Annotated in this window: 19 protein-coding genes; 10 read left to right on the top strand and 9 right to left on the bottom strand. The window is 60.3% G+C overall.

Annotated features, from left to right (window positions below; translation table 11 throughout):
* On the bottom strand, positions 1-306 hold the full coding sequence (locus BJ917_RS13755) for a DUF2288 domain-containing protein (protein WP_096513083.1): 306 nt from the start codon (positions 304-306) through the stop codon (positions 1-3).
* A gap of 349 nt (positions 307-655) precedes the next feature.
* Between BJ917_RS13755 and BJ917_RS13750 the strand changes: the two genes are divergently transcribed.
* The 5 genes from BJ917_RS13750 (at position 656) to BJ917_RS13730 (ending at position 5,658) form a co-directional block, all read left to right on the top strand.
* Entirely contained in the window at positions 656-1,783 is a 1,128-nt protein-coding gene (locus BJ917_RS13750) for a branched-chain amino acid ABC transporter substrate-binding protein (protein ID WP_096513084.1), read from the top strand.
* Positions 1,784-2,015: 232 nt separating this feature from the next.
* The gene (gene livH, locus BJ917_RS13745) at positions 2,016-2,939 is read left to right on the top strand and encodes a high-affinity branched-chain amino acid ABC transporter permease LivH (protein WP_084321765.1); all 924 of its coding nucleotides are present in this window, start codon (positions 2,016-2,018) and stop codon (positions 2,937-2,939) included.
* Entirely contained in the window at positions 2,936-4,192 is a 1,257-nt protein-coding gene (locus tag BJ917_RS13740) for a high-affinity branched-chain amino acid ABC transporter permease LivM (RefSeq protein WP_096513085.1), read from the top strand. Before livH ends, BJ917_RS13740 begins: the two co-directional genes overlap by 4 nt.
* Positions 4,189-4,956: a high-affinity branched-chain amino acid ABC transporter ATP-binding protein LivG gene (gene livG / locus BJ917_RS13735; RefSeq protein ID WP_096513086.1), complete on the top strand. Its 768-nt coding sequence runs from the start codon at positions 4,189-4,191 to the stop codon at positions 4,954-4,956. Before BJ917_RS13740 ends, livG begins: the two co-directional genes overlap by 4 nt.
* Complete coding sequence (locus BJ917_RS13730) at positions 4,957-5,658, top strand: ABC transporter ATP-binding protein (protein ID WP_096513087.1); 702 nt, start codon at positions 4,957-4,959, stop codon at positions 5,656-5,658. It abuts the gene before it with no gap.
* Positions 5,659-5,852: 194 nt separating this feature from the next.
* On the opposite strand, the gene BJ917_RS13725 is transcribed toward BJ917_RS13730, so the two are convergent.
* Positions 5,853-6,761 (bottom strand): LysR family transcriptional regulator, encoded by a 909-nt coding sequence (locus BJ917_RS13725; RefSeq protein WP_121103627.1) that lies wholly within the window; start codon positions 6,759-6,761, stop codon positions 5,853-5,855.
* Positions 6,762-6,866: 105 nt separating this feature from the next.
* On the opposite strand from BJ917_RS13725, the gene BJ917_RS13720 reads away from it, so the two are divergent.
* Complete coding sequence (locus BJ917_RS13720) at positions 6,867-7,463, top strand: short chain dehydrogenase (protein WP_121103626.1); 597 nt, start codon at positions 6,867-6,869, stop codon at positions 7,461-7,463.
* A 35-nt stretch (positions 7,464-7,498) separates the two neighbouring features.
* Here the strand turns inward: BJ917_RS13720 and BJ917_RS13715 are convergent, their stop codons facing one another.
* Positions 7,499-7,828, bottom strand: coding sequence for a hypothetical protein (locus tag BJ917_RS13715; protein WP_254007501.1), 330 nt, complete (start codon positions 7,826-7,828; stop codon positions 7,499-7,501).
* Between the two features lie 215 nt (positions 7,829-8,043).
* On the opposite strand from BJ917_RS13715, the gene BJ917_RS13710 reads away from it, so the two are divergent.
* Together BJ917_RS13710 and BJ917_RS13705 are read left to right on the top strand one after the other, a co-directional pair.
* Positions 8,044-8,709, top strand: a complete 666-nt coding sequence (locus BJ917_RS13710; protein ID WP_121103625.1) for a COG3650 family protein — start codon at positions 8,044-8,046, stop codon at positions 8,707-8,709.
* Between the two features lie 95 nt (positions 8,710-8,804).
* Entirely contained in the window at positions 8,805-10,418 is a 1,614-nt protein-coding gene (locus BJ917_RS13705; RefSeq protein WP_121103624.1) for an NAD(P)/FAD-dependent oxidoreductase, read from the top strand.
* Between the two features lie 125 nt (positions 10,419-10,543).
* Here the strand turns inward: BJ917_RS13705 and BJ917_RS13700 are convergent, their stop codons facing one another.
* A complete protein-coding gene (locus BJ917_RS13700) occupies positions 10,544-11,638 on the bottom strand; it encodes a PLP-dependent cysteine synthase family protein (RefSeq protein WP_096513093.1) in 1,095 nt (364 codons plus the stop codon).
* Between the two features lie 240 nt (positions 11,639-11,878).
* On the opposite strand from BJ917_RS13700, the gene nhaA reads away from it, so the two are divergent.
* Entirely contained in the window at positions 11,879-13,066 is a 1,188-nt protein-coding gene (nhaA, locus tag BJ917_RS13695; RefSeq protein ID WP_096513094.1) for a Na+/H+ antiporter NhaA, read from the top strand.
* A 119-nt stretch (positions 13,067-13,185) separates the two neighbouring features.
* Here the strand turns inward: nhaA and BJ917_RS13690 are convergent, their stop codons facing one another.
* On the bottom strand, positions 13,186-13,650 hold the full coding sequence (locus BJ917_RS13690) for a glycine zipper 2TM domain-containing protein (RefSeq protein ID WP_096513095.1): 465 nt from the start codon (positions 13,648-13,650) through the stop codon (positions 13,186-13,188).
* A 174-nt stretch (positions 13,651-13,824) separates the two neighbouring features.
* Between BJ917_RS13690 and BJ917_RS13685 the strand changes: the two genes are divergently transcribed.
* Entirely contained in the window at positions 13,825-14,061 is a 237-nt protein-coding gene (locus tag BJ917_RS13685; RefSeq protein ID WP_121103623.1) for a hypothetical protein, read from the top strand.
* Positions 14,062-14,067: 6 nt separating this feature from the next.
* Here BJ917_RS13685 and pdxH read toward each other — a convergent pair whose 3' ends face one another.
* The 4 genes from pdxH to BJ917_RS13665 all read right to left on the bottom strand — a co-directional run bounded on the left by pdxH (position 14,068) and on the right by BJ917_RS13665 (position 19,956).
* On the bottom strand, positions 14,068-14,715 hold the full coding sequence (gene pdxH / locus BJ917_RS13680; protein WP_096513097.1) for a pyridoxamine 5'-phosphate oxidase: 648 nt from the start codon (positions 14,713-14,715) through the stop codon (positions 14,068-14,070).
* A 24-nt stretch (positions 14,716-14,739) separates the two neighbouring features.
* Positions 14,740-15,729 carry an OmpA family protein gene (locus BJ917_RS13675; RefSeq protein WP_096513098.1) on the bottom strand — a complete coding sequence of 330 codons (990 nt, stop codon included), beginning with the start codon at positions 15,727-15,729 and terminating at the stop codon, positions 14,740-14,742.
* A 115-nt stretch (positions 15,730-15,844) separates the two neighbouring features.
* Complete coding sequence (locus tag BJ917_RS13670) at positions 15,845-16,990, bottom strand: serine hydrolase domain-containing protein (protein ID WP_096513099.1); 1,146 nt, start codon at positions 16,988-16,990, stop codon at positions 15,845-15,847.
* A 452-nt stretch (positions 16,991-17,442) separates the two neighbouring features.
* On the bottom strand, positions 17,443-19,956 hold the full coding sequence (locus tag BJ917_RS13665) for a beta-galactosidase (protein WP_121103622.1): 2,514 nt from the start codon (positions 19,954-19,956) through the stop codon (positions 17,443-17,445).
* Positions 19,957-20,040 lie beyond the last annotated feature (84 nt).

Below are 20,040 nucleotides of genomic sequence, written 5' to 3'. Positions count from 1 at the left end.
TCAAGGCTTTGCTCTTTCCTGGATCATGATCCACGGCGAAACCACCACGGCCCACAGCTGCGGATCACGTTCGAAAAGATCCAGCGCCCGCGTTTCAGACAGCTTGGCGACCTTGTCGGCAGCCAACCAGGCAGCCACTTTCTCGCCATCGTCCGTAGCCATTGCCTCGGCCGCGGCGATCAAATCCAGGCCAGGGTCGACCCACAATAGGGCACCCTTGGCAAAGAACGGTTCCAATTCTTTCCAGGTAATAGATGCGGTTTCACCAAGCAGCTTGGCATAGAGGGTGCTAGGTTCTTCAATCATGGGTACGGTCCGGAAAAGAAATCGACGCAATGATAACGTCGGTGGTCCGGCAGAAAAACCCAGATGCAATTTGAGTCACTGAACGAAAAGAGCAGGAAAGCCAAGGAATGCACGGAAACTGGCTATACGCCCGTCAAACCCCCGCCGCAATTCTGTCTTTTTCTTTCAAAAAAGCGACACGCCCAAGTTTTGTCCCCCGGCGCCAGCTTCCCAGGCTGACAATCGGCGCTCTACACTGTACCGGTACAGTTGCCGAGGGGCTTTTCCGGGGGATGTCGTAGATACTGACCCGGTTCTGCTGCCGACGGCGCCAGGACTATAAAAACTACAACAGTAAGAGTGGAGCACTATGACTAAGGCTACTAAGCAGATTTCCAAACTGTTTGCCGCTATGGTTCTGGCCGGGGTTGCCAGCCATTCGTTCGCAGCTGACACCATCAAGATCGGCATCGCCGGCCCTAAAACCGGCCCTGTAGCCCAATACGGCGACATGCAGTTCAGTGGCGCCAAAATGGCCATCGAACAGATCAACGCCAAAGGCGGCGTAGACGGCAAGAAACTCGAAGCCGTTGAATACGATGACGCCTGTGATCCTAAACAAGCGGTAGCGGTCGCGAACAAAGTCGTCAACGACGGCGTGAAATTCGTGGTCGGTCACCTGTGCTCCAGCTCCACCCAACCGGCTTCGGACATCTACGAAGACGAAGGCGTCGTGATGATCACCCCGGCTGCCACCAGCCCGGACATCACCAACCGTGGTTACAAAATGGTGTTCCGCACCATCGGCCTGGACAGCGCCCAGGGCCCTGCCGCCGGTAACTACATTGCCGATCACGTAAAACCGAAAATCGTTGCTGTCCTGCACGACAAACAGCAATACGGTGAAGGCATCGCCACCGCCGTGAAGAAAACCCTGGAAGGCAAAGGCGTCAAGGTTGCCGTGTTCGAAGGCATCAACGCCGGCGACAAAGACTTCTCTTCCATGATCTCCAAACTCAAGCAAGCCAACGTCGACTTCGTCTACTACGGCGGCTACCACCCGGAGCTGGGCCTGATCCTGCGTCAATCCCAGGAAAAAGGCCTGAAAGCCAAGTTCATGGGTCCGGAAGGCGTGGGTAACGACTCCATTTCGCAGATCGCCAAGGACGCTTCCGAAGGCCTGCTGGTGACCCTGCCGAAATCCTTCGACCAGGATCCGGCCAACCAGAAACTGGCTGAAGACTTCAAAGCCAAGAAAGAAGACCCGAGCGGTCCGTTCGTGTTCCCGGCCTACTCGGCTGTGGAAGTGATCGCCGAAGGCATCAAGGCTGCCAAGTCCGAAGACGCCGCCAAAGTGGCTGAAGCCATCCACAAAGGCACCTTCAAGACCCCGACTGGCGACCTGAGCTTCGACGCCAAGGGCGACCTGAAAGACTTCAAGTTTGTGGTTTACGAGTGGCACTTCGGCAAACCAAAAACTGAAGCTTCGCCTCAGTAAGGCGCTGCCTGACTGACTGCCAATAAAGCCCACGGCGTGCCGTGGGCTTTGTTTTACGAACGTATTGGGCCGCGCTGGCGTGATCCGCTAGTCTCCCCACCTGAAAATCTCAAAACCGTCATCAGCGGTTCGCTGGCAAACCCCGAATTCGAAGTGGGTGCAGATCCACGGGGCTCGGGCGGGAAAATGACTCCACCAGTGAAATGCGTATCAGGTTTTTAGGAGCGCTGTAATGCCTGACATCTATCACTTCTTCCAACAGCTGGTTAATGGTCTGACCATTGGCAGCACGTATGCCCTGATCGCCATCGGCTATACGATGGTTTACGGCATCATTGGAATGATCAACTTCGCCCACGGCGAGGTGTACATGATCGGCTCCTACGTGGCGTTCATCGCCATCGCCGGGCTGGCCATGCTGGGACTCGACAGTGTTCCGCTGTTGATGACCGCCGCTTTCCTGGCGACTATCGTCGTCACCAGTGCCTACGGCTACAGCATCGAACGGATTGCCTACCGCCCCTTGCGCGGCAGCAACCGTCTGATTCCGCTGATTTCTGCCATCGGTATGTCGATCTTCCTGCAGAACACGGTTCTGTTGGCGCAAGACTCCAAGGACAAATCCATTCCCAACCTGATCCCGGGCAACTTTGCCATCGGGCCAGGTGGCGCACATGAAGTGCTGATTTCCTACATGCAAATCGTGGTGTTCGTGGTGACCCTGGTCGCCATGCTCGGCCTGACGCTGTTCATCTCCCGCTCTCGCCTGGGTCGTGCCTGCCGCGCCTGTGCCGAAGACATCAAGATGGCCAACCTGCTGGGTATCAACACCAACAACATCATCGCCCTGACCTTCGTCATCGGTGCCGCCCTGGCGGCCATCGCGGCCGTGCTGCTGAGCATGCAATACGGCGTGATCAACCCGAACGCCGGTTTCCTGGTCGGCCTCAAGGCCTTCACCGCAGCGGTACTGGGCGGTATCGGCAGCATTCCGGGCGCCATGCTCGGCGGGATCGTGCTTGGGGTGGCGGAAGCCTTCGGTGCCGATATCTTCGGCGACCAGTACAAGGACGTCGTGGCGTTCGGCCTGCTGGTTCTGGTGTTGTTGTTCCGGCCAACCGGCCTGCTGGGCCGTCCGGAGGTTGAGAAAGTATGACTAGGAATCTTAAACAGGCGTTGTTCAGCGCCTTGCTGGTGTGGGCCGTGGCCTACCCGGTATTGGGTCTGAAGCTGACCATCGTCGGCATCAACCTCGAAGTCCATGGCACCAGCGACGCCACGTTGATCACCATCGCCGTGTGCTCGGTGCTGATGTTCCTGCGTGTGCTGTTCGACCAGCAGATCAGCGCGGCCTGGAAATCCTCGCCCAACCTGCCGGTCATGCCGGCCAAGGCCAGTAACTTCCTGACCCTGCCAACCACCCAGCGCTGGATCATCATTGCGTTGATCATCGGTGCGCTGGTCTGGCCGTTCTTCGGCTCCCGTGGTGCGGTGGATATCGCCACACTGGTACTGATCTACGTGATGCTCGGCCTGGGCCTGAACATCGTGGTCGGTCTGGCCGGTCTGCTCGACCTCGGTTATGTCGGCTTCTATGCCGTCGGCGCCTACAGTTATGCGTTGCTGTCGCATTACTACGGCCTGAGCTTCTGGATCTGCCTGCCGATCGCCGGCCTGATGGCGGCCACTTTCGGCTTCCTGCTCGGCTTCCCGGTCCTGCGCCTGCGTGGCGACTACCTGGCGATCGTGACCCTGGGCTTCGGTGAGATCATCCGTCTGTTCCTGCGCAACCTGACCGGCCTCACGGGCGGTCCGAACGGCATCAGCAACATCGAGAAACCGACGTTCTTCGGCCTGACCTTCGAACGTAAAGCCGCCGAAGGCCTGCAGACGTTCCACGAGTACTTCGGCCTGGAATACAACTCGATCAACAAGGTGATTTTCCTTTACCTGGTGGCCTTGTTCCTGGCCTTGTTCGCGCTGTTTGTCATCAACCGCTTGCTGCGCATGCCCCTGGGTCGGGCCTGGGAAGCGCTGCGTGAAGATGAAATCGCCTGCCGTGCGCTGGGTCTGAACCCGACGATCATCAAGCTTTCGGCCTTCACCCTGGGTGCGTGCTTCGCCGGTTTCGCCGGCAGCTTCTTCGCCGCGCGTCAGGGTCTGGTGACACCGGAATCCTTCACCTTCATCGAGTCGGCGACCATTCTGGCCATCGTTGTCCTGGGCGGCATGGGCTCGCAACTGGGCGTGGTGCTCGCGGCCGTGGTGATGATCCTGCTGCCGGAAATGATGCGTGAGTTCAGTGAGTACCGCATGTTGATGTTCGGTGCCTTGATGGTACTGATGATGATCTGGCGCCCTCAGGGTCTGCTGCCCATGCAACGTCCTCACATGGAGCTGCGCAAATGAGCCGCGAGATCCTTAAAGTAGAAAACCTGAGCATGCGCTTCGGCGGCTTGCTGGCGGTCAACGGCGTCGCCTTGAGCGTGAAAGAGAAACAGGTGGTTGCCTTGATCGGCCCCAACGGCGCCGGCAAGACCACCGTGTTCAACTGCCTGACCGGCTTCTACAAGCCGAGCGGCGGCAGCATCCTGCTGGACGGCGAGCCGATCGAAGGCCTGCCGGGCCACAAGATCGCCCTCAAAGGCGTGGTGCGCACCTTCCAGAACGTACGGCTGTTCAAGGACATGACCGCGGTCGAGAACCTCTTGATCGCCCAGCACCGTCACCTGAACACCAACTTCCTGTCCGGTCTGTTCAAGACCCCGTCGTTCCGCAGAAGCGAACGCGAGGCCATGGAGTACGCCGAGTACTGGCTGGAAAAGGTTCACCTCAAGGAGTTCGCCAACCGCCCTGCCGGCACCCTGGCCTACGGTCAGCAACGACGCCTGGAAATCGCCCGCTGCATGATGACCCGCCCGCGGATCCTCATGCTCGACGAACCGGCCGCCGGCCTGAACCCGAAGGAAACCGAAGACCTGAAGGCGCTGATCAGCGTGTTGCGCGAAGAACACAATGTCACCGTGCTGTTGATCGAGCACGACATGAAACTGGTCATGAGCATTTCCGACCACATCGTCGTGATCAACCAGGGCACGCCGCTGGCCGACGGTACACCGGAACAGATCCGCGACAATCCTGAAGTGATCAAAGCCTACCTGGGGGAAGCGTAAATGCTGCAGTTCGAAAACGTTTCCACCTTCTATGGCAAGATCCAGGCGCTGCACAGCGTCAACGTCGAAGTCCGCCAGGGCGAAATCGTGACCCTGATCGGCGCCAACGGTGCCGGCAAGTCCACGCTGTTGATGACCCTGTGCGGTTCGCCTCGGGCCCACAGCGGCAGCATCCGCTACATGGGTGAGGAACTGGTTGGCCAGGACTCCTCGCAGATCATGCGCAAAAGCATCGCCGTGGTCCCGGAAGGTCGTCGGGTGTTTGCCCGTCTGACCGTGGAAGAAAACCTCTCCATGGGCGGTTTCTTCACCGCGAAAGGCGACTATCAGGAACAGATGGACAAAGTCCTCGGACTTTTCCCGCGCCTGAAAGAACGCTTCAACCAGCGCGGCGGCACCATGTCCGGCGGCGAACAGCAAATGCTCGCCATCGGTCGTGCACTGATGAGCAAGCCCAAGCTGCTGCTGCTCGACGAGCCGTCGCTGGGCCTGGCACCGATCATCATCCAGCAGATCTTCGACATCATCGAACAACTGCGCAAGGACGGTGTAACGGTGTTCCTGGTCGAGCAGAACGCCAACCAGGCGCTGAAAATCGCTGACCGCGCCTATGTTCTGGAGAACGGCCGGGTGGTGATGACAGGCACCGGTGAAGCGCTGCTGACCGATCCGAAAGTACGTGACGCGTACCTCGGTGGCTAAGCCTTTGCGGTAAACAAAAAAACGGCCTTCGGGCCGTTTTTTTTGCCTGCCACAATCGCAACAACGACGTAGCCCTCCTGTGGGAGCGAGCCTGCTCGCGAAAGCGGTGGGATGTTCAACATTGATGTATCTGACAATCCAGATTCGCGAGCAGGCTCGCTCCCACAGGTTTTGTGCAGTGTCATGTTTTACAGTTACAGCCGATCCAGCGCCTCCCCACTGCGCTTGAACCACCCCATCAAGTAATCCGCCAGCACCTGCGTGCGTTTCGGCAACCCGCCCTGATACGGATGCACCAGGTACATGGGCATGCTCCGGGTCTGATAATCACGCAGGAGCCAACGCAAACGCCCGTCAGCCAATTCCATCGGCAACAGGTAGGACGGTAAGCGGGCAATGCCGGCGCCGGCCAGTGCAGCCTTCTTCAGCAAGCTGTAATGGTTGCTGGCAAACGGTCCGGACACCCGCACCCGCAACAATTCGTGTTGCTGGTGATAGAGCCATTCTTCGCGACCGCTATAATGGCTGTTGAGCAGGCATCGGTGTTCGATCAACGCCTGGGGTGTCTGCGGTTCACCGAACTGCTCCAGATAGGCCGGGCTGGCGCAGGTCATTTCGTGCCACGCCAACAGTGGGCGCGCCACCAGTCTCTGGTCATTGGCTACGTCGGAGCGGATCGCCAGATCGAAACCGTCGCGGGACAGTTCTCGGTAACTGTTATTGAGCTCCAACTCGATTTGCACCTCGGGGTACCTGGCCGAAAATTCCAGCAGCAAGCCATCGAAGAAGGTTTCCCCCAGCGATACCGGAACAGTCATACGCACCGGACCGGCCATGTCGTCCTTCAGCCGCGCCAAAGCCTGACGCGCCCTCTCCACTTGTACTACGAGTGCTTGCGCCTGTGGCAACAGCGCAGCACCGGCCGCCGTCAGGCTCAAGCGCCGCGTGGTGCGTTGCAGCAACACCACGGAAAACTGCGCTTCCAATTGGCTGATGCGTTTGGACAGTTGTCCCTTGCTGCACCCGAGTTGCTGCGCAGCCAAGGTAAAACTGCCCGCTTCGACCAGCACGGCGAACGCCGCGAGATCATCCATTTCACTCATGGATTGTTTCCATTTGAAAACCAAAGGTTGCCTATTAGCGCGCTTATCAGTGAAAAAAACCACACTAAACTGAAGCCACATTCAAACCCGTGGAGGAACGGCAACATGAAGATTCTTTTGATCGGCGCAGGCGGCACCATCGGTTCGGCAATCGACAAGGAACTGTCCCAACGCCACGAAATCGTCCGCATCGGCCGCAATAGCGGTGATTTCCGGGTGGACATCAGCGACAGCGCTTCGATTCGCAAACTGTTCGAGCAGACCGGCAAGTTCGATGCGCTGATCTGCGCCGCCGGCAACGTGACCTTCGCCCCACTGGCTGAAATGACCGAAGAGAGTTTTGCCCTGGGCCTGAAAGACAAGTTGATGGGCCAGGTCAACCTGCTGCTGATCGGCCGCGAGTACGCCAATGACGGCGCGTCCTTTACCTTCACCACTGGCGTACTCAGCCACGACCCTATCCTCAGCGGTGCCTCGGCAGCGCTGGTCAACGGCGCACTGGACAGCTTCGTTCGTGCCGCGGCCATTGAATTGCCTCGCGGCATGCGGGTGAATTCGATCAGTCCCAACGTACTGGTCGAAGCCATGGGCAAATACGCACCCTACTTCCGTGGCTTCAAACCGGTTCCGGCAGCCGATGTGGCATTGGCCTACGCAAAAAGTGTCGAAGGCTTGCAGACAGGCCAGACCTTTCACATCTGAACACCCCCAAGGTGCGGCGCTGACTCAGCGCCGCATCAGGATGCCGGGGGTTCCAGCAGTGTAGGAACCAGCTTGCCGGCTACCGCGCGCGGTACGGATATCGCCAGACCGGGACCATTGATCACCGATTGAATCGTCGCGGTCGAGACCAGAACGCCATTGATGGACAGCCGCAAACGCTGATGCATTTCCTGACTCGTCACCTGCTCCAGACGGCGTTGCGCCTCAGGGCTCAGGGTGACCTTGAGCCCAATGGATTGCGGATTCGGATCATCGACCCGTTTGAGCTCCAGGCTCATTTCGGTAAAGTCCGACCTGGACGAAAAATCGATGTCTGCCGCCAGAGAGGGCAGCGCCGCCATCATTCCCAATGCCACAAAAAGAAGTTTCCCTGATCCCCTCATAACACCTCCCGCAACGAAAAAGTCGACAAGGTTACGTCCAAATACCTTTCGCTCTGTTGCCTGAAGTAAAGCCGAATGTTTCTAGAACGGCGTCAGAAACCACGACAAACCCACTCATGGGTTGTGATGAACGGTCAGTCTGAGTAACGTGGCGGCACTTGTCAGGAGACCCCAAGATGCGCGTTGCCCGTTCCTTAGTCCTTGTTGCCCTGGTTCCGTTATTCGCCGCATGCCAGTTGTTCGACGGTGCGCGTGAAAGCGCTTCCCATGTCGGCCAGACCCGCATGCAAGGCCAGTTGAGCGCCGCCGACGGCAAGTTGTTGTTCCAGCCGTGCGGCGAGCAACGTCGTTATGCGGTCAATGACACGGGGGGTACCAGCGTCCTGCAACAGGCCGCGAGCCTGGCCGATGCCCAGGGCAAACTGTTTGCCGATGTGCGCGGGCGGATCGTTTCCGGCTCCGGTGACGGGCAGCTCGACCTCGAACAGCTGTACCGCGTCGAACGCTCCGGCAACGCCTGTGACGATCCCAACTTCAAACTGCTGATTCTGCGCGCTGCCGGCCATGCTCCCGAGTGGAGCCTAAGAGTCAGCGGCAAAGGCATGGTCATCGACCGCGCCGGCCAGCCGCCGTTGGCGGTGCCCTACGTCGAAGAGCAACTGGGCGATGGCCGCTTCAATCTCAGCACCGAAGCCAACAATCAGCACATCGAACTGTGGGTCGCACCGCAACGTTGCGTCGACAGTAGCACCGGCAGCATTCAGCACATGACTGCCGAACTGCGAATCGACGGCCAGGTGCAACGCGGTTGCGGGTATTTCGGCGGATCGCGCGACGACTGATCGTTTAGGCCTCACGGGACCGGTTCATTGCGGCTTATAATCGCCGGCTTCAAACGCCCTGGCGCAGTTATGCGCCCCGCGAACCGGATCCCGCCATGTTACGAATCACCGAACTCAAGTTGCCGATCGATCATCCCGATGAAGACCTGCGTCCTGCCATCGTGCAGCGCCTGGGCATCGCCAGCGATGACTTGCTCGACTTCACCCTGTTCAAGCGCAGCTACGATGCGCGTAAAAAATCCTCCGAACTGTGCTTCATCTACACCATCGACCTCAACGTTCGCGACGAGGCCTCGGTGCTGCACAAGTTCGTCGATGACCGTAACGTCAACGTGGCGCCGGATGTCAGCTACAAAATGGTCGGCCAGGCGCCGGCCGACCTGGGCGCGCGTCCGGTCGTCGTTGGCTTCGGACCCTGCGGCATTTTCGCCGGCCTGCTGCTGGCGCAAATGGGCTTCAAGCCGATCATCCTCGAACGCGGCCCCGATGTGCGCCAGCGCACCAAGGACACCTGGGGCCTGTGGCGTAAAAGCGTGCTCAACCCCGAGTCGAACGTGCAATTCGGCGAAGGCGGCGCGGGGACATTCTCTGACGGCAAGCTCTACAGCCAGATCAAGGACCCGAAATTCCTGGGTCGCAAAGTCCTGCACGAGTTCGTCAAGGCCGGTGCGCCGGAAGAAATCCTCTACGTCAGCAAACCGCACATCGGTACGTTCCGCCTGACCGGTGTCGTGGAAAACATGCGTGAAGAGATCCGCGCCCTCGGCGGTGAAGTGCGCTTCCAGCAGCGGGTCACCGACGTACTGATCGAAGACGGGCAACTGGTCGGCGTCGAACTTCACGGCGGCGAGCAAATCCATTCGAAACACGTGATCCTGGCCCTCGGCCACAGCGCCAGGGACACCTTCCGCATGCTCCACGGTCGTGGCGTGTACATGGAGGCCAAACCGTTCTCGGTGGGTTTCCGTATCGAGCACCCGCAGTCGCTGATCGACCGCGCGCGCCTGGGCAAGTACGCCGGTCACCCGAAACTGGGTGCCGCCGATTACAAGCTGGTGCATCACGCCAAAAACGGTCGCTCGGTCTACAGCTTCTGCATGTGCCCGGGCGGTACCGTGGTGGCGGCGACGTCCGAGCCGAACCGCGTGGTCACCAACGGCATGAGCCAGTACTCGCGTAACGAACGCAACGCCAACTCCGGCATTGTCGTCGGCATTACCCCGGAGGTTGACTATCCGGGCGGTCCGCTGGCGGGTATCGAGTTGCAGGAACGCCTGGAGTCCCACGCCTACGTATTGGGCGGCAGCAACTACGAAGCACCGGCGCAACTGGTCGGCGACTTTATCGCCGGCAAGCCGTCCACCGAACTGGGCAGCGTTGAACCGTCCTACAAGCCGGGCGTTGCCCTGGGTGACCTGGCGCTGGCCTTGCCGGCCTTCGCCATCGAAGCCATTCGCGAAGCCTTGCCGGCGTTCGAGAAGCAGATTCGCGGTTACTCACTGCACGATGCGGTGTTGACCGGGATCGAGACCCGCACCTCGTCGCCACTGCGGATCACCCGCAACGAATCGTTGCAGAGCCTGAACGTGAAGGGCTTGTTCCCGGCGGGTGAAGGCGCGGGTTATGCGGGAGGAATTCTGTCGGCGGGTGTCGACGGGATTCGGATTGCGGAAGCCGTGGCGCGGGACATCCTCGGTCTGGAGGCCTGATACAAATCCCTGTGGGAGCGAGCCTGCTCGCGAAGACGGAGTATCATCCAACAGAGATGTTGAATGATCTACCGCTTTCGCGAGCAGGCTCGCTCCCACACGGGGACTTCAGTGCCTGAAAGTTCTTAGATATTGGCGCGCAACACACTGGCCGGCAGCGCCACGCCCTGCTCGACACTCGCTGCCACCACCGCCATCAAACCGCTCAACTCATACCCCTCGGCCTTGAGCCATTTCTGATCGTAATACGTCGTGGCATAGCGCTCGCCGCTGTCGCACAGGATCGCCACGATGGATCCCGTCTCCCCCGCCGCCGCCATTTGCTGCGCCGCCATCAGTGCGCCAATCAGGTTGGTTCCGCTCGAACCGCCGACATGTCGCCCCAATCGCTCGGCCAGGTAGTGCATGGCCGCCAGCGACAACGCGTCCGGCACCTTGACCATCGCGTCGATCACCTTCGGCAGGAACGATGCTTCCACCCGCGGTCGGCCAATGCCTTCGATTCGCGAACCGTGATCCAGGCGCAGGCTGGCATTGCCGGTCTGGTAGTAATCGAAGAACACCGAACGCTCGGCATCGGCACACAGCACGCGGGTACAATGTTGGCGGTAGCGCACGTAACGCCCCAGGGTGGCCGTGGTGCCGCCGGTGCCTGGACTGGAGATCAGCCAGCTCGGCTCCGGATACTTTTCGAAACGCATCTGCTGGAAGATCGATTCGGCAATGTTGTTGTTCGCCCGCCAGTCGGTGGCGCGCTCGGCGTAGGTGAACTGATCGATGTAATGCCCATCATGTTCTCGTGCCAGTCGTTCGGACTCGGCGTAGATCTGCGTCGGATCATCCACGAGATGGGTCTGGCCACCGTAGAACGCAATCTGTGCGATTTTTTCCTTGGACGTGCTGGCCGGCACCACCGCAATGAACGGGACGCCCAGCAACCGGGCGAAATACGCTTCGGAAATCGCCGTCGAACCGCTGGAGGCCTCGATCACCGGCGCACCGGGCTTGAGCCAGCCGTTACACAACGCATACAGGAACAACGAACGGGCCAAACGGTGCTTGAGGCTGCCGGTGGGATGGCTGGATTCATCCTTGAAGTACAACTCGATGCCCGGGAAACCCGGCAGCGGCAAGGGGATCAGGTGGGTGTCGGCGCTGCGCTGAAAGTCGGCTTCGATGATCCGGATGGCTTCGCGGGCCCACTGTCGGTTGTCGCTCATAGTTGATGATCTCGTTGAATCGGGCAGGAGTCTGGCTCAATCAACAAGCTTAGGAAAAATCCTACATCGCGCACAGGTACAGCTACGGTCCAATACGCCCGGCAACTGCTAGGCTCAGGTCCGTTCGTGGAAAGCGGCTTGTAACGACATATAATAAAAAAGAATATAACTTTTGTTTTAACTTCTAAGGGTACGGGTTAGGGTGTCCCACCTTTTTGAACTCATCGATGGAGAGCGACTTTGCCTCTGCGTAGCACTTTCACGCGTTTCTTTCAGTTGGAAGCTGCCAGCGGTCTGTTATTGATCGCCGCGGCCATTCTGGCTTTGATCATCAATAATTCCTCGTTGTCGTGGCTGTACAACGGCCTGCTGGACACGCCCGTGGTGGCCCAGATCGGTGCATTGAAGATCGCCAAGCCGCTGCTGCTGTGGATCAACGACGGTCTGATGGCCTTGTTCTTTCTGTTGATCGGCCTGGAAGTGAAGCGCGAAGTCCTCGACGGACAGCTGTCCAAGCCTTCGCAAATCGTCCTGCCCGGCGCCGCCGCCATTGGTGGCATGGTGGTACCGGCACTGATCTACTGGTTCCTCAACCGTGACAACCCGCCGGCCCTGAGCGGCTGGGCGATCCCGACCGCCACCGACATCGCCTTCGCGCTCGGTGTGCTGGCGCTGCTGGGTAAACGGGTTCCCGTGTCGCTGAAGCTGTTCCTGATGACCCTGGCGATCATCGACGACCTCGGCGCGATCATCATCATCGCGATCTTCTATTCCGGTGCGCTGTCGACCCTTTCCCTGGTGCTGGCCGCGGCCTGCATCGCGGCGCTGATCGGCATGAACCGGCTCGGTGTGGTCAAGCTCGGGCCGTACATGATCATTGGCCTGATCCTCTGGGTCTGCGTACTCAAGAGCGGTGTGCACGCCACGCTGGCGGGCGTGACCCTGGCTTTCTGCATTCCGCTGCGCACGAAAAACGCCGAACCGTCGCCCTTGCTAACCCTGGAACACGCCCTCCATCCATGGGTGGCCTACGGCATTCTGCCGCTGTTTGCCTTCGCCAACGCCGGCCTGTCCCTGAGCGGCGTGACCGTCGAAAGCTTTACCCATCACGTGCCGATGGGCATTGCAGTCGGCCTGCTGCTGGGCAAGACCCTCGGCGTGTTCGGCCTGACCTGGCTGGCGGTAAAAACCGGTATCGCCGCCCTGCCCCAAGGCGCCAACTGGGGTCAGGTACTGGGCGTGGCGATTCTCTGCGGCATCGGGTTCACCATGAGCCTGTTCGTCGGTTCCCTGGCCTTCGTCCCGGGCGCCAGCGAATACGCCGGGATGGACCGGATGGGGATTCTGACCGGTTCGATACTGGCGGCGCTGATCGGTTATGCGGTGACGGCGGCGGCGAGTCGCAAAAGCGCGCTTCAAGCCACATAGTCACAAGCGAGTTTGCCCATCGTTCAGAAGAGAGGGAGCCAAGGCTCCCTCTTTTTCTACAGGCGAAAAAAAACCCGACCAGTCACCTGATCGGGGTTTTCTTTTACCCGTGTTCCCGCTTAGTGCGAAACGCGGCTGGTCCCATCAACAGAGGAGATCCGCACACGCTCACCCACACGGAACACTTCGTTTGGCTGCACTTGTTGCACGTAGGCACGCATGCTGCCGTCGTCTTCGCGTACGGTAATTTCCACACCTTGGGTACGGGTCAGGCCTTCTTCGGCCGCCGAGCCCACCAGGCCGCCGGCGACTGCGCCGATGACCGCGGCGACGATGCTGCCTTTACCGCCACCGATGGCGCTACCGCCGACACCGCCGACGACAGCACCCGCGGCGCCGCCGATTGGGGTTTTGGTGCCTTCGATTTTCACTGGGCGCAATGCTTCGATGGTGCCCATGCGAACGGTCTGCACGCGACGCGCTTCGTCACGGGAGTAGGAGTCACCGGTCAGGCTCGATTGGCAGCCGGTGAGCAACATCGCCATCGTGGAAAAGGAAGCAACCAGCAGAACAGACTTACGCATAGCATCAACTCCAAAGGACAAGTAATCATTAAACTCCGCAGCTTGACGCCTGTCACGGCGTCGCCCGGATAAAATTGCTTTGATTCAGGGCTTGTACAGGGTACAGGTCCCTTCACGAATTCATCACACGGTAGCGGCAAATCATGCAATTTGCGCTGCTGGCACAGGAATTTCATGGATTACTTTATCATTGTCGTCACGACTGTTGCCGGTCTGTATTTTCACGGATGGCTGTACGTGCGGATCAGACGCTGGATGGATCGAGACCTAGCGTTGGCGCTGGCCGGGGGCGATGAATGCAAAAAAGCGTTCATGCTCCAGCAACTGGCGAACGCTCGTGCGCAGAAGATCAAGCGTCGAGATTTGCCGCAATGGCTGGAAGCCGCTGCGGCAGGTTATCCCGACCGGTAGGCTGTTTCAGGGTGCCAGACGCTCAAGAATCCAGTCGGCACCCTGCAAACGATAGTTAAGGCGATCATGCAGGCGGCTCGGACGGCCTTGCCAGAACTCGATGCGCTCCGGCAACAGGCGATAACCACCCCAGTGTTCAGGGCAGTGAGGCTGGGAATCGCTGAAACGTTGCTCGGTATCCTTGAGCAGACTTTCCAGCTCGGCGCGATCGGCAATCACCCGGCTCTGCGGTGAAGCCCAGGCACCGATCCGACTGCCCAGCGGGCGAACCTGATAGTAAGCGTCAGACTCTTCAGGCGTTACCCTCACCACCTTCCCTTCGATGCGCACCTGGCGTTCCAGGGTCGGCCAGAAAAAGGTCATGGCCGCGAAGGGATTCGCGGCCAGTTGCTGCCCCTTGGCGCTGTCGTAGTTGGTGAAGAAGGTAAAGCCCTGGGCATCCAGGCCCTTGAGCAGCAGGATGCGGCAATGCGGTCGACCGTCCTGATCGACAGTGGCCAAGGTCATGGCGTTGGCTTCCACGGGTGCCTGTTCGGTTTTCACCGCGTCGGCGAACCATTGGTGGAACAGCGCGAACGGTTCGGCCGGGGCTTGCGCCTCGGTCAGGCCGTCACGGGTGTAATCGCGGCGCATATCGGCCAGTGCCTTGGTCATGACGCATTCCTTTTGGTTAACGAATCACTGCTTTACAGTATCGGCGGCGACTTTTTTGGTGTCGACAGCGGCTTTGGCCGGTGCAGTCTTTTTCGCTGGCGTCGCGGTTTTAGCCGGCGTTTTCTTGGCTGGAGCCTTGGCCGCTTTCTTGGCCGGCGCTTTTTTCGCCACCGGAGCTGCCGCTTTCTTCGCATCGGCTGGTGCCGGGGTCACAGGTTTGGCAACCGGCTTGGCATCCTGGGCTGCGACCATGTGCACAGGCGCCGGGGCCGGCATGTTGTACTTGCTCAGCAATGCGACCATGGTGTTTTGCGGGGTCACCAACAGTTCCACGCGACGATTCAATGCACGCCCTTCAACGCTGTCGTTGGCGGCACGCGGGGCTTCACCGCCCATACCGCGCAGCATCAGGCGATCGCGTTGCAGACCGCTGAGACGGAAGATCGCCGCCACGGCTTGTGCACGCTCCTGACTCAGCTTCACGTTGGCCGGTGCGGAACCCGAGGTATCGCTATGGCCGAGCACCAGCACTGCAGTTTTAGGGTCGGCTTCGAGGATTTTCGCCACGCGGGTGAACGGGCCGAGCGTGACCGGCAGCAGCATGGCCGGGCGATCCGGGTTGAACGAACCTTCGACGGGCGCCGTCACCACCAGCACGTTTTCACGGCGTTCCAGTTGCAGGTTGCTGTCCTTGATCGCCGTGCGCAGACGTGGTTCGTAGTCATCGAGCCAAGCCTGGGTCACTTTCGGGTCCGGCATCGGTACAGCTTTGGCAGCGGGTTGATCTTTGCCGCCGAACGGCCACCACCACTTGCCGCCGCTCTCGGCGTCAGCCTTGGCCACCGGAGCGGTCGCCGCTGGCTTCAAAGGTGCCGGAGCGGGCTCCTTGGTCGCGACTTTGTCGGAGGAACTGAACGGCCACCAGCTGCCGCCGTCCGCATCACTTTTCGGATTCTGCGCGCAACCGGTGATAGCGAAGCACAGTGCCAAGGCGAGGGTTGGTTTGGTTGACATGGGATATCCACAAAAATGAAGTCAAAAAATAAACAGGCCGGTCAGGCCTGCATAAACAGATGATTTGAAACTGAAAAGGCTTTCGGGTTCCGGACCTGGGACCTTTAAGCGGGATTTACAGACAAGTGGCCAGTACCCGCACAAGCTTTTGTGCGCGCGGATCCATCAAGACGTACGGCCCCAGTGTATTTGTCACAAAACCGAAAGCCACATCGTGCTCAGGGTCAGCAAAACCGATAGAGCCACCTGCGCCCGGATGACCGAATGCGCGCGGGCCAAGGCCGAAAGTCGCATTGGGCACATCCGGCTGATCGAGCATGCAGCCCAGACCGAATCGGGTCCGGGTCAGCAAGGTCTTGTCCTCGCCCAGGCTGTGCTCGCGGGTCAGCTCGTCGAGCATTTCCCCTTCCAGCAGGCTGCCATCGAGCAGACCGGCGTAAAACCCGGCCAGGCTGCGGGCATTGCCGTGGCCATTGGCCGCCGGTTGCTGCATGCGCCGCCATTCCGGTTTGTTGGTGCTGGTCAGCACCGATGGGGGGTTGGTGAAGGCGCGGGTGGTCATGGCGGTCGGCTCGCGCATTGTCACTTGCAGCAAGCGTTGAGCCGCGGCATCGCCGACGTTGCCCTTGCCGCGGGCGATGTGCGCCACACGATAAAATTCTTCATCGGCCAGGCCGACGTGGAAATCCAGCCCCAAAGGCTTGGCCACCCGGGCCACGATGGATTCACCCGGCCCGCGACCGTCGGCACGCCGCAGCAACTCGCCGATCAGCCAGCCATAGGTAATTGCCGCATAGCCGTGGCCTTCACCCGGCGTCCACCAGGGGGCTTCGGCCGCCAGGGCGTCGACCATGGTTTGCCAGTCGTAGAGCGCCTCGGGAGCCAGCAACTCGCGCAACGCCGGCAGACCGGCCTGATGGCAGAGCAGTTGGCGCAGGGTCACGGATTCTTTACCGGCCGCGGCGAACTCTGGCCAGTAGCGGGCAACCGGGGCATCCAATTGCAGCTTGCCTTCGGCCACCAGTTGCAGGGCGGTGACGGCGGTGAAGGTCTTGGTGCAGGAGAACAGGTTGGCGATGGTATCGCTATGCCAGGCCTCGGCGCCGTCCTTGTCGGCGGTGCCGGACCACAAGTCGAGTACGGTTTCGCCGCCGATGCGGATGCACAACGCCGCGCCACGCTCCTGAGGATCGTCGAACAGCGCCGCAAACGCCTCACGCACAGCCTCGAATCTAAGCTCGTAATGACCCTGAATCTGCACCCGCAACTCCCCGGATAAACGCTCGACAAAGTGGCCCGCATTGTTCCAGCCCTTGAGGGTTTTGGGAACAGGGGCGGGCCGGGCGGTAAATCGCCCTCGGAAATGATCAGTTTTTTTGGGTGTCTGTACCGACGCCTTCGCGAGCGGGCTCGCTCCCACAATGGTTCGGCGTAAAGCCTGTGGGAGCGAGCCTGCTCGCGAAGAACGATGACGCGGTATTAGTTCTTAATGGCCTTTACCGGAATGCCCACCCGCATTTCCGGTGCCTTTCCCCGGGCCTTTGCCGGCCTCGGCCTTGCGACCGCCCTCGGTGTTGTGACTGGTTTCAGCACCCGCCTTCTGCGCCTCTTTGCTCAACTGATCGACGGCTGCCAGGTTGCTCCCACAATGGTTCGGCGTAAAGCCTGTGGGAGCGAGCCTGCTCGCGAAGAACGATGACGCGGTATTAGTTCTTAATGGCCTTTACCGGAATGCCCACCCGCATTTCCGGTGCCTTTCCCCGGGCCTTTGCCGGCCTCGGCCTTGCGACCGCCCTCGGTGTTGTGACTGGTTTCAGCGCCCGCCTTCTGCGCCTCTTTGCTCAACTGATCGACGGCTGCCAGGTTGCTCTTGCGCACGCTGTCGACAAAGCCCTGGAATGGCAGATCGGTTATGCCCACCAGACCGAAGTGGCCGTTTTCGCCATCCTGCAGGCGTCCGGTCACCGGTTGATCGAGGTATTGGAACCAGTGCACGCCGACGATCGACGGTTCGCTCAGCGCCTGTTTGAGGAAGTTCGCATAGGCCGGGCCACGGTCTTCTTCCTTCGGCAGTTGCGTCACGCCGCCCCAGAACGGACCGCGATCGGTCGAGCCGAAATTGAACTCGGTGATCAGCACCGGTTTATCGAGGCTGCGCAATTGGGCGAAGTCATAACCGTCCTGGGGTTGCAAGGTGTACATGTTGAAGCTCAACACATCGCAATACTGGGCGCAGGACTCAACGGCTTCCGGGGTACTGACGGCAAAGCGGCCACCGAGCAGCAATTGGTTCGGCGCGTGCCACTTGAGCGAATCGGAAATGGTTTTGAAGTAGGTGTCGGCGAAGACCTTCTGGAAGTATTTGAAGTCGGCTTCGATTTCCGGGTGTTCGGCGCTTGGCAGCGGCGGCACGAAACCGGGGTCTTCCATCAACTCCCAGGCAGGCAGATCGATACCCCAGGCTTTGGAAAGACCCGCCTGGTTACGGTATTTGTCACGCAACTGCTTGAGGAACGCGCGTTTGGCCGGTACGTCGGTGGTCATTTTCAACGTGCCGTAGGCCAGGGCATAGCGGGCTTTCGGATCGTCGCCGGGGCCGGCCCAGGCCAGCTCGTTGTCGGCGAAATAACCGATCAGCCAAGGATCGTCGCGATGGTCGCGGGCGGCGATGGCCACGGCGCGTTCGGTGGCCATGGCGAAACGCGGGTCGAACGGATCGGGCATGGCGCCCCACCAGTCGTTGCCGGTACTGATGCTGGCGTAATCGCCGACGATCGACAGCGGCAAGGTGTACGGCACGCGCTCGGCGTCGCCCAGTGCCGGGGCGCTCCAGTTGCCGACCGTGTTGAAGCCCCACGCTTGCAGGCGGTCGAGGGTGTGGCTGGCCCAGCGTTGCTCATCGAAGGTTGCCTTGCAGGGTGCTGCCGGCGTTTGCTCAGCCGCTTTCGCCACCGTCGCATCGACCGCGCCGGTCTTCGCCGCTTCGGCGACGCCGGATTCGGCAGTCGAAGGCACGATCGGTTGCTCGGCGGCCTTCTCTGCCGTTGCCTGTACCGCGTCAGCCTTGGCTGCCTCGGCAACACCGGCCTTTGTATTGCTGCCCAGCGCACAAGGGTCACCGTACAGACGCTGCAGATTAGCGCCATAGAAGTCGTACCAACGACCGAAATTGAAGCCCCGTCCCAGATCGACGCCGTTGCCGCCCCGGTTATCCCCTTCACCGAAGTGATTGGCCAGCGGCTCGTCGGCCTTGGGCAGGGATTCGAACATCCATTCGCGTCCGGCGGTATAGGTCTGATTGACGTCCGCAGCGACCGTGTTGATCCCCAGCGAATAGAACGGGTGCCCTTGCGGTGTGACCAGATACCAACGGCCATCGCGTTTTTCCGTACGGAAAAAACCACTGGCCTTGAACGCCGGGCCTTGCGTCCAGCCACCGAACTTGTCCAGCGACGACTTCTCGCGCTCGGCCAGCCAGGCTTTGAGCTGTTGCTGTTCCTTGGCGGCCGCGCCTTTCAGCTGTTCATCACTGCTGACTTTTTCCGGCCATTTGGCCCGGGCCGATTGCCCGTACGCATCCACCAACCCGCCGTAAACGGCGTGGGTCACGGCTTCGCCGTCCTGCACGCCGAATCGCTCCAGCAAAATGCTCTGGGCGGCCTTCGGCTGATCCATCCACACGCTGACCGACACAACCTGGCTGCGGTCCAGCTCACCGGCACTGCTGGCCAGCAGGATGCGTTGGCCATCGACCGTCATCGGCATTGGTGGCCCGGCCTTCATCCCCTGGCTCAGCGGCGAAGTCGGTTGCAACGGCACCAGCAGGGTTTGCGCGGGGCCGGCCGGCAGGTCGACACGACTGACCAGTGTCTTGCCATCGTTGCTCTGGAGGGTCACGTACAAGGTCACGGCCCAGTTCATGGCACTCTGGATCCGCAGGCTCATGACACCCGATTGCGACCAGTCCCAGACCCCGGTCTGCGGGCTCAGGCGCAGCGTCGGCCGGGCGACCGGGTTGAACGTCACCCGACGCAGCACTTCGCCTTCCGGGGTTTGCTCGGCATTGGATTGCGGCAGGCTGGCATCTTGTGTCGCCACCTGGACCACGTCGGCGGGGCGCACAAAGTTGAACAGCGTCTGCTGGGCTGCGGGGGCAGCCAGCAAGGGCGTTGCGGACAACAGGGCGAAAACGGCAGGTAACGAACGGCGCAGCGAACGGCGAATCATGAGAACGAAATTCTCCCTAACGACCTCAATGGGCCAGTGGAAAAGCGATGGCAGAGAGATAGACAACGCGGTGGGCAGATTTGC

Source organism: Pseudomonas sp. WPR_5_2 (assembly GCF_003634475.1).
GTDB lineage: Bacteria > Pseudomonadota > Gammaproteobacteria > Pseudomonadales > Pseudomonadaceae > Aquipseudomonas > Aquipseudomonas izuensis.
The sequence above is the reverse complement of the archived record's forward strand: the minus strand, read 5'-3'. Positions and strand labels throughout refer to the sequence as shown.

Excerpts from the sequence above, each read along its gene's own strand:
- BJ917_RS13665 (WP_121103622.1), bottom strand. The coding sequence starts at position 19,956 with ATGATTCGCCGTTCGCTGCGCCGTTCGTTACCTGCCGTTTTCGCCCTG.
- BJ917_RS13740 (WP_096513085.1), top strand. The coding sequence starts at position 2,936 with ATGACTAGGAATCTTAAACAGGCGTTGTTCAGCGCCTTGCTGGTGTGG.
- BJ917_RS13685 (WP_121103623.1), top strand. The coding sequence starts at position 13,825 with ATGGATTACTTTATCATTGTCGTCACGACTGTTGCCGGTCTGTATTTT.
- BJ917_RS13710 (WP_121103625.1), top strand. The coding sequence starts at position 8,044 with ATGCGCGTTGCCCGTTCCTTAGTCCTTGTTGCCCTGGTTCCGTTATTC.
- BJ917_RS13700 (WP_096513093.1), bottom strand. The coding sequence starts at position 11,638 with ATGAGCGACAACCGACAGTGGGCCCGCGAAGCCATCCGGATCATCGAA.
- BJ917_RS13690 (WP_096513095.1), bottom strand. The coding sequence starts at position 13,650 with ATGCGTAAGTCTGTTCTGCTGGTTGCTTCCTTTTCCACGATGGCGATG.
- BJ917_RS13725 (WP_121103627.1), bottom strand. The coding sequence starts at position 6,761 with ATGAGTGAAATGGATGATCTCGCGGCGTTCGCCGTGCTGGTCGAAGCG.
- livH (WP_084321765.1), top strand. The coding sequence starts at position 2,016 with ATGCCTGACATCTATCACTTCTTCCAACAGCTGGTTAATGGTCTGACC.
- BJ917_RS13705 (WP_121103624.1), top strand. The coding sequence starts at position 8,805 with ATGTTACGAATCACCGAACTCAAGTTGCCGATCGATCATCCCGATGAA.
- pdxH (WP_096513097.1), bottom strand. The coding sequence starts at position 14,715 with ATGACCAAGGCACTGGCCGATATGCGCCGCGATTACACCCGTGACGGC.
- BJ917_RS13675 (WP_096513098.1), bottom strand. The coding sequence starts at position 15,729 with ATGTCAACCAAACCAACCCTCGCCTTGGCACTGTGCTTCGCTATCACC.
- BJ917_RS13715 (WP_254007501.1), bottom strand. The coding sequence starts at position 7,828 with ATGATGGCGGCGCTGCCCTCTCTGGCGGCAGACATCGATTTTTCGTCC.
- BJ917_RS13755 (WP_096513083.1), bottom strand. The coding sequence starts at position 306 with ATGATTGAAGAACCTAGCACCCTCTATGCCAAGCTGCTTGGTGAAACC.
- BJ917_RS13720 (WP_121103626.1), top strand. The coding sequence starts at position 6,867 with ATGAAGATTCTTTTGATCGGCGCAGGCGGCACCATCGGTTCGGCAATC.
- BJ917_RS13730 (WP_096513087.1), top strand. The coding sequence starts at position 4,957 with ATGCTGCAGTTCGAAAACGTTTCCACCTTCTATGGCAAGATCCAGGCG.
- livG (WP_096513086.1), top strand. The coding sequence starts at position 4,189 with ATGAGCCGCGAGATCCTTAAAGTAGAAAACCTGAGCATGCGCTTCGGC.
- BJ917_RS13750 (WP_096513084.1), top strand. The coding sequence starts at position 656 with ATGACTAAGGCTACTAAGCAGATTTCCAAACTGTTTGCCGCTATGGTT.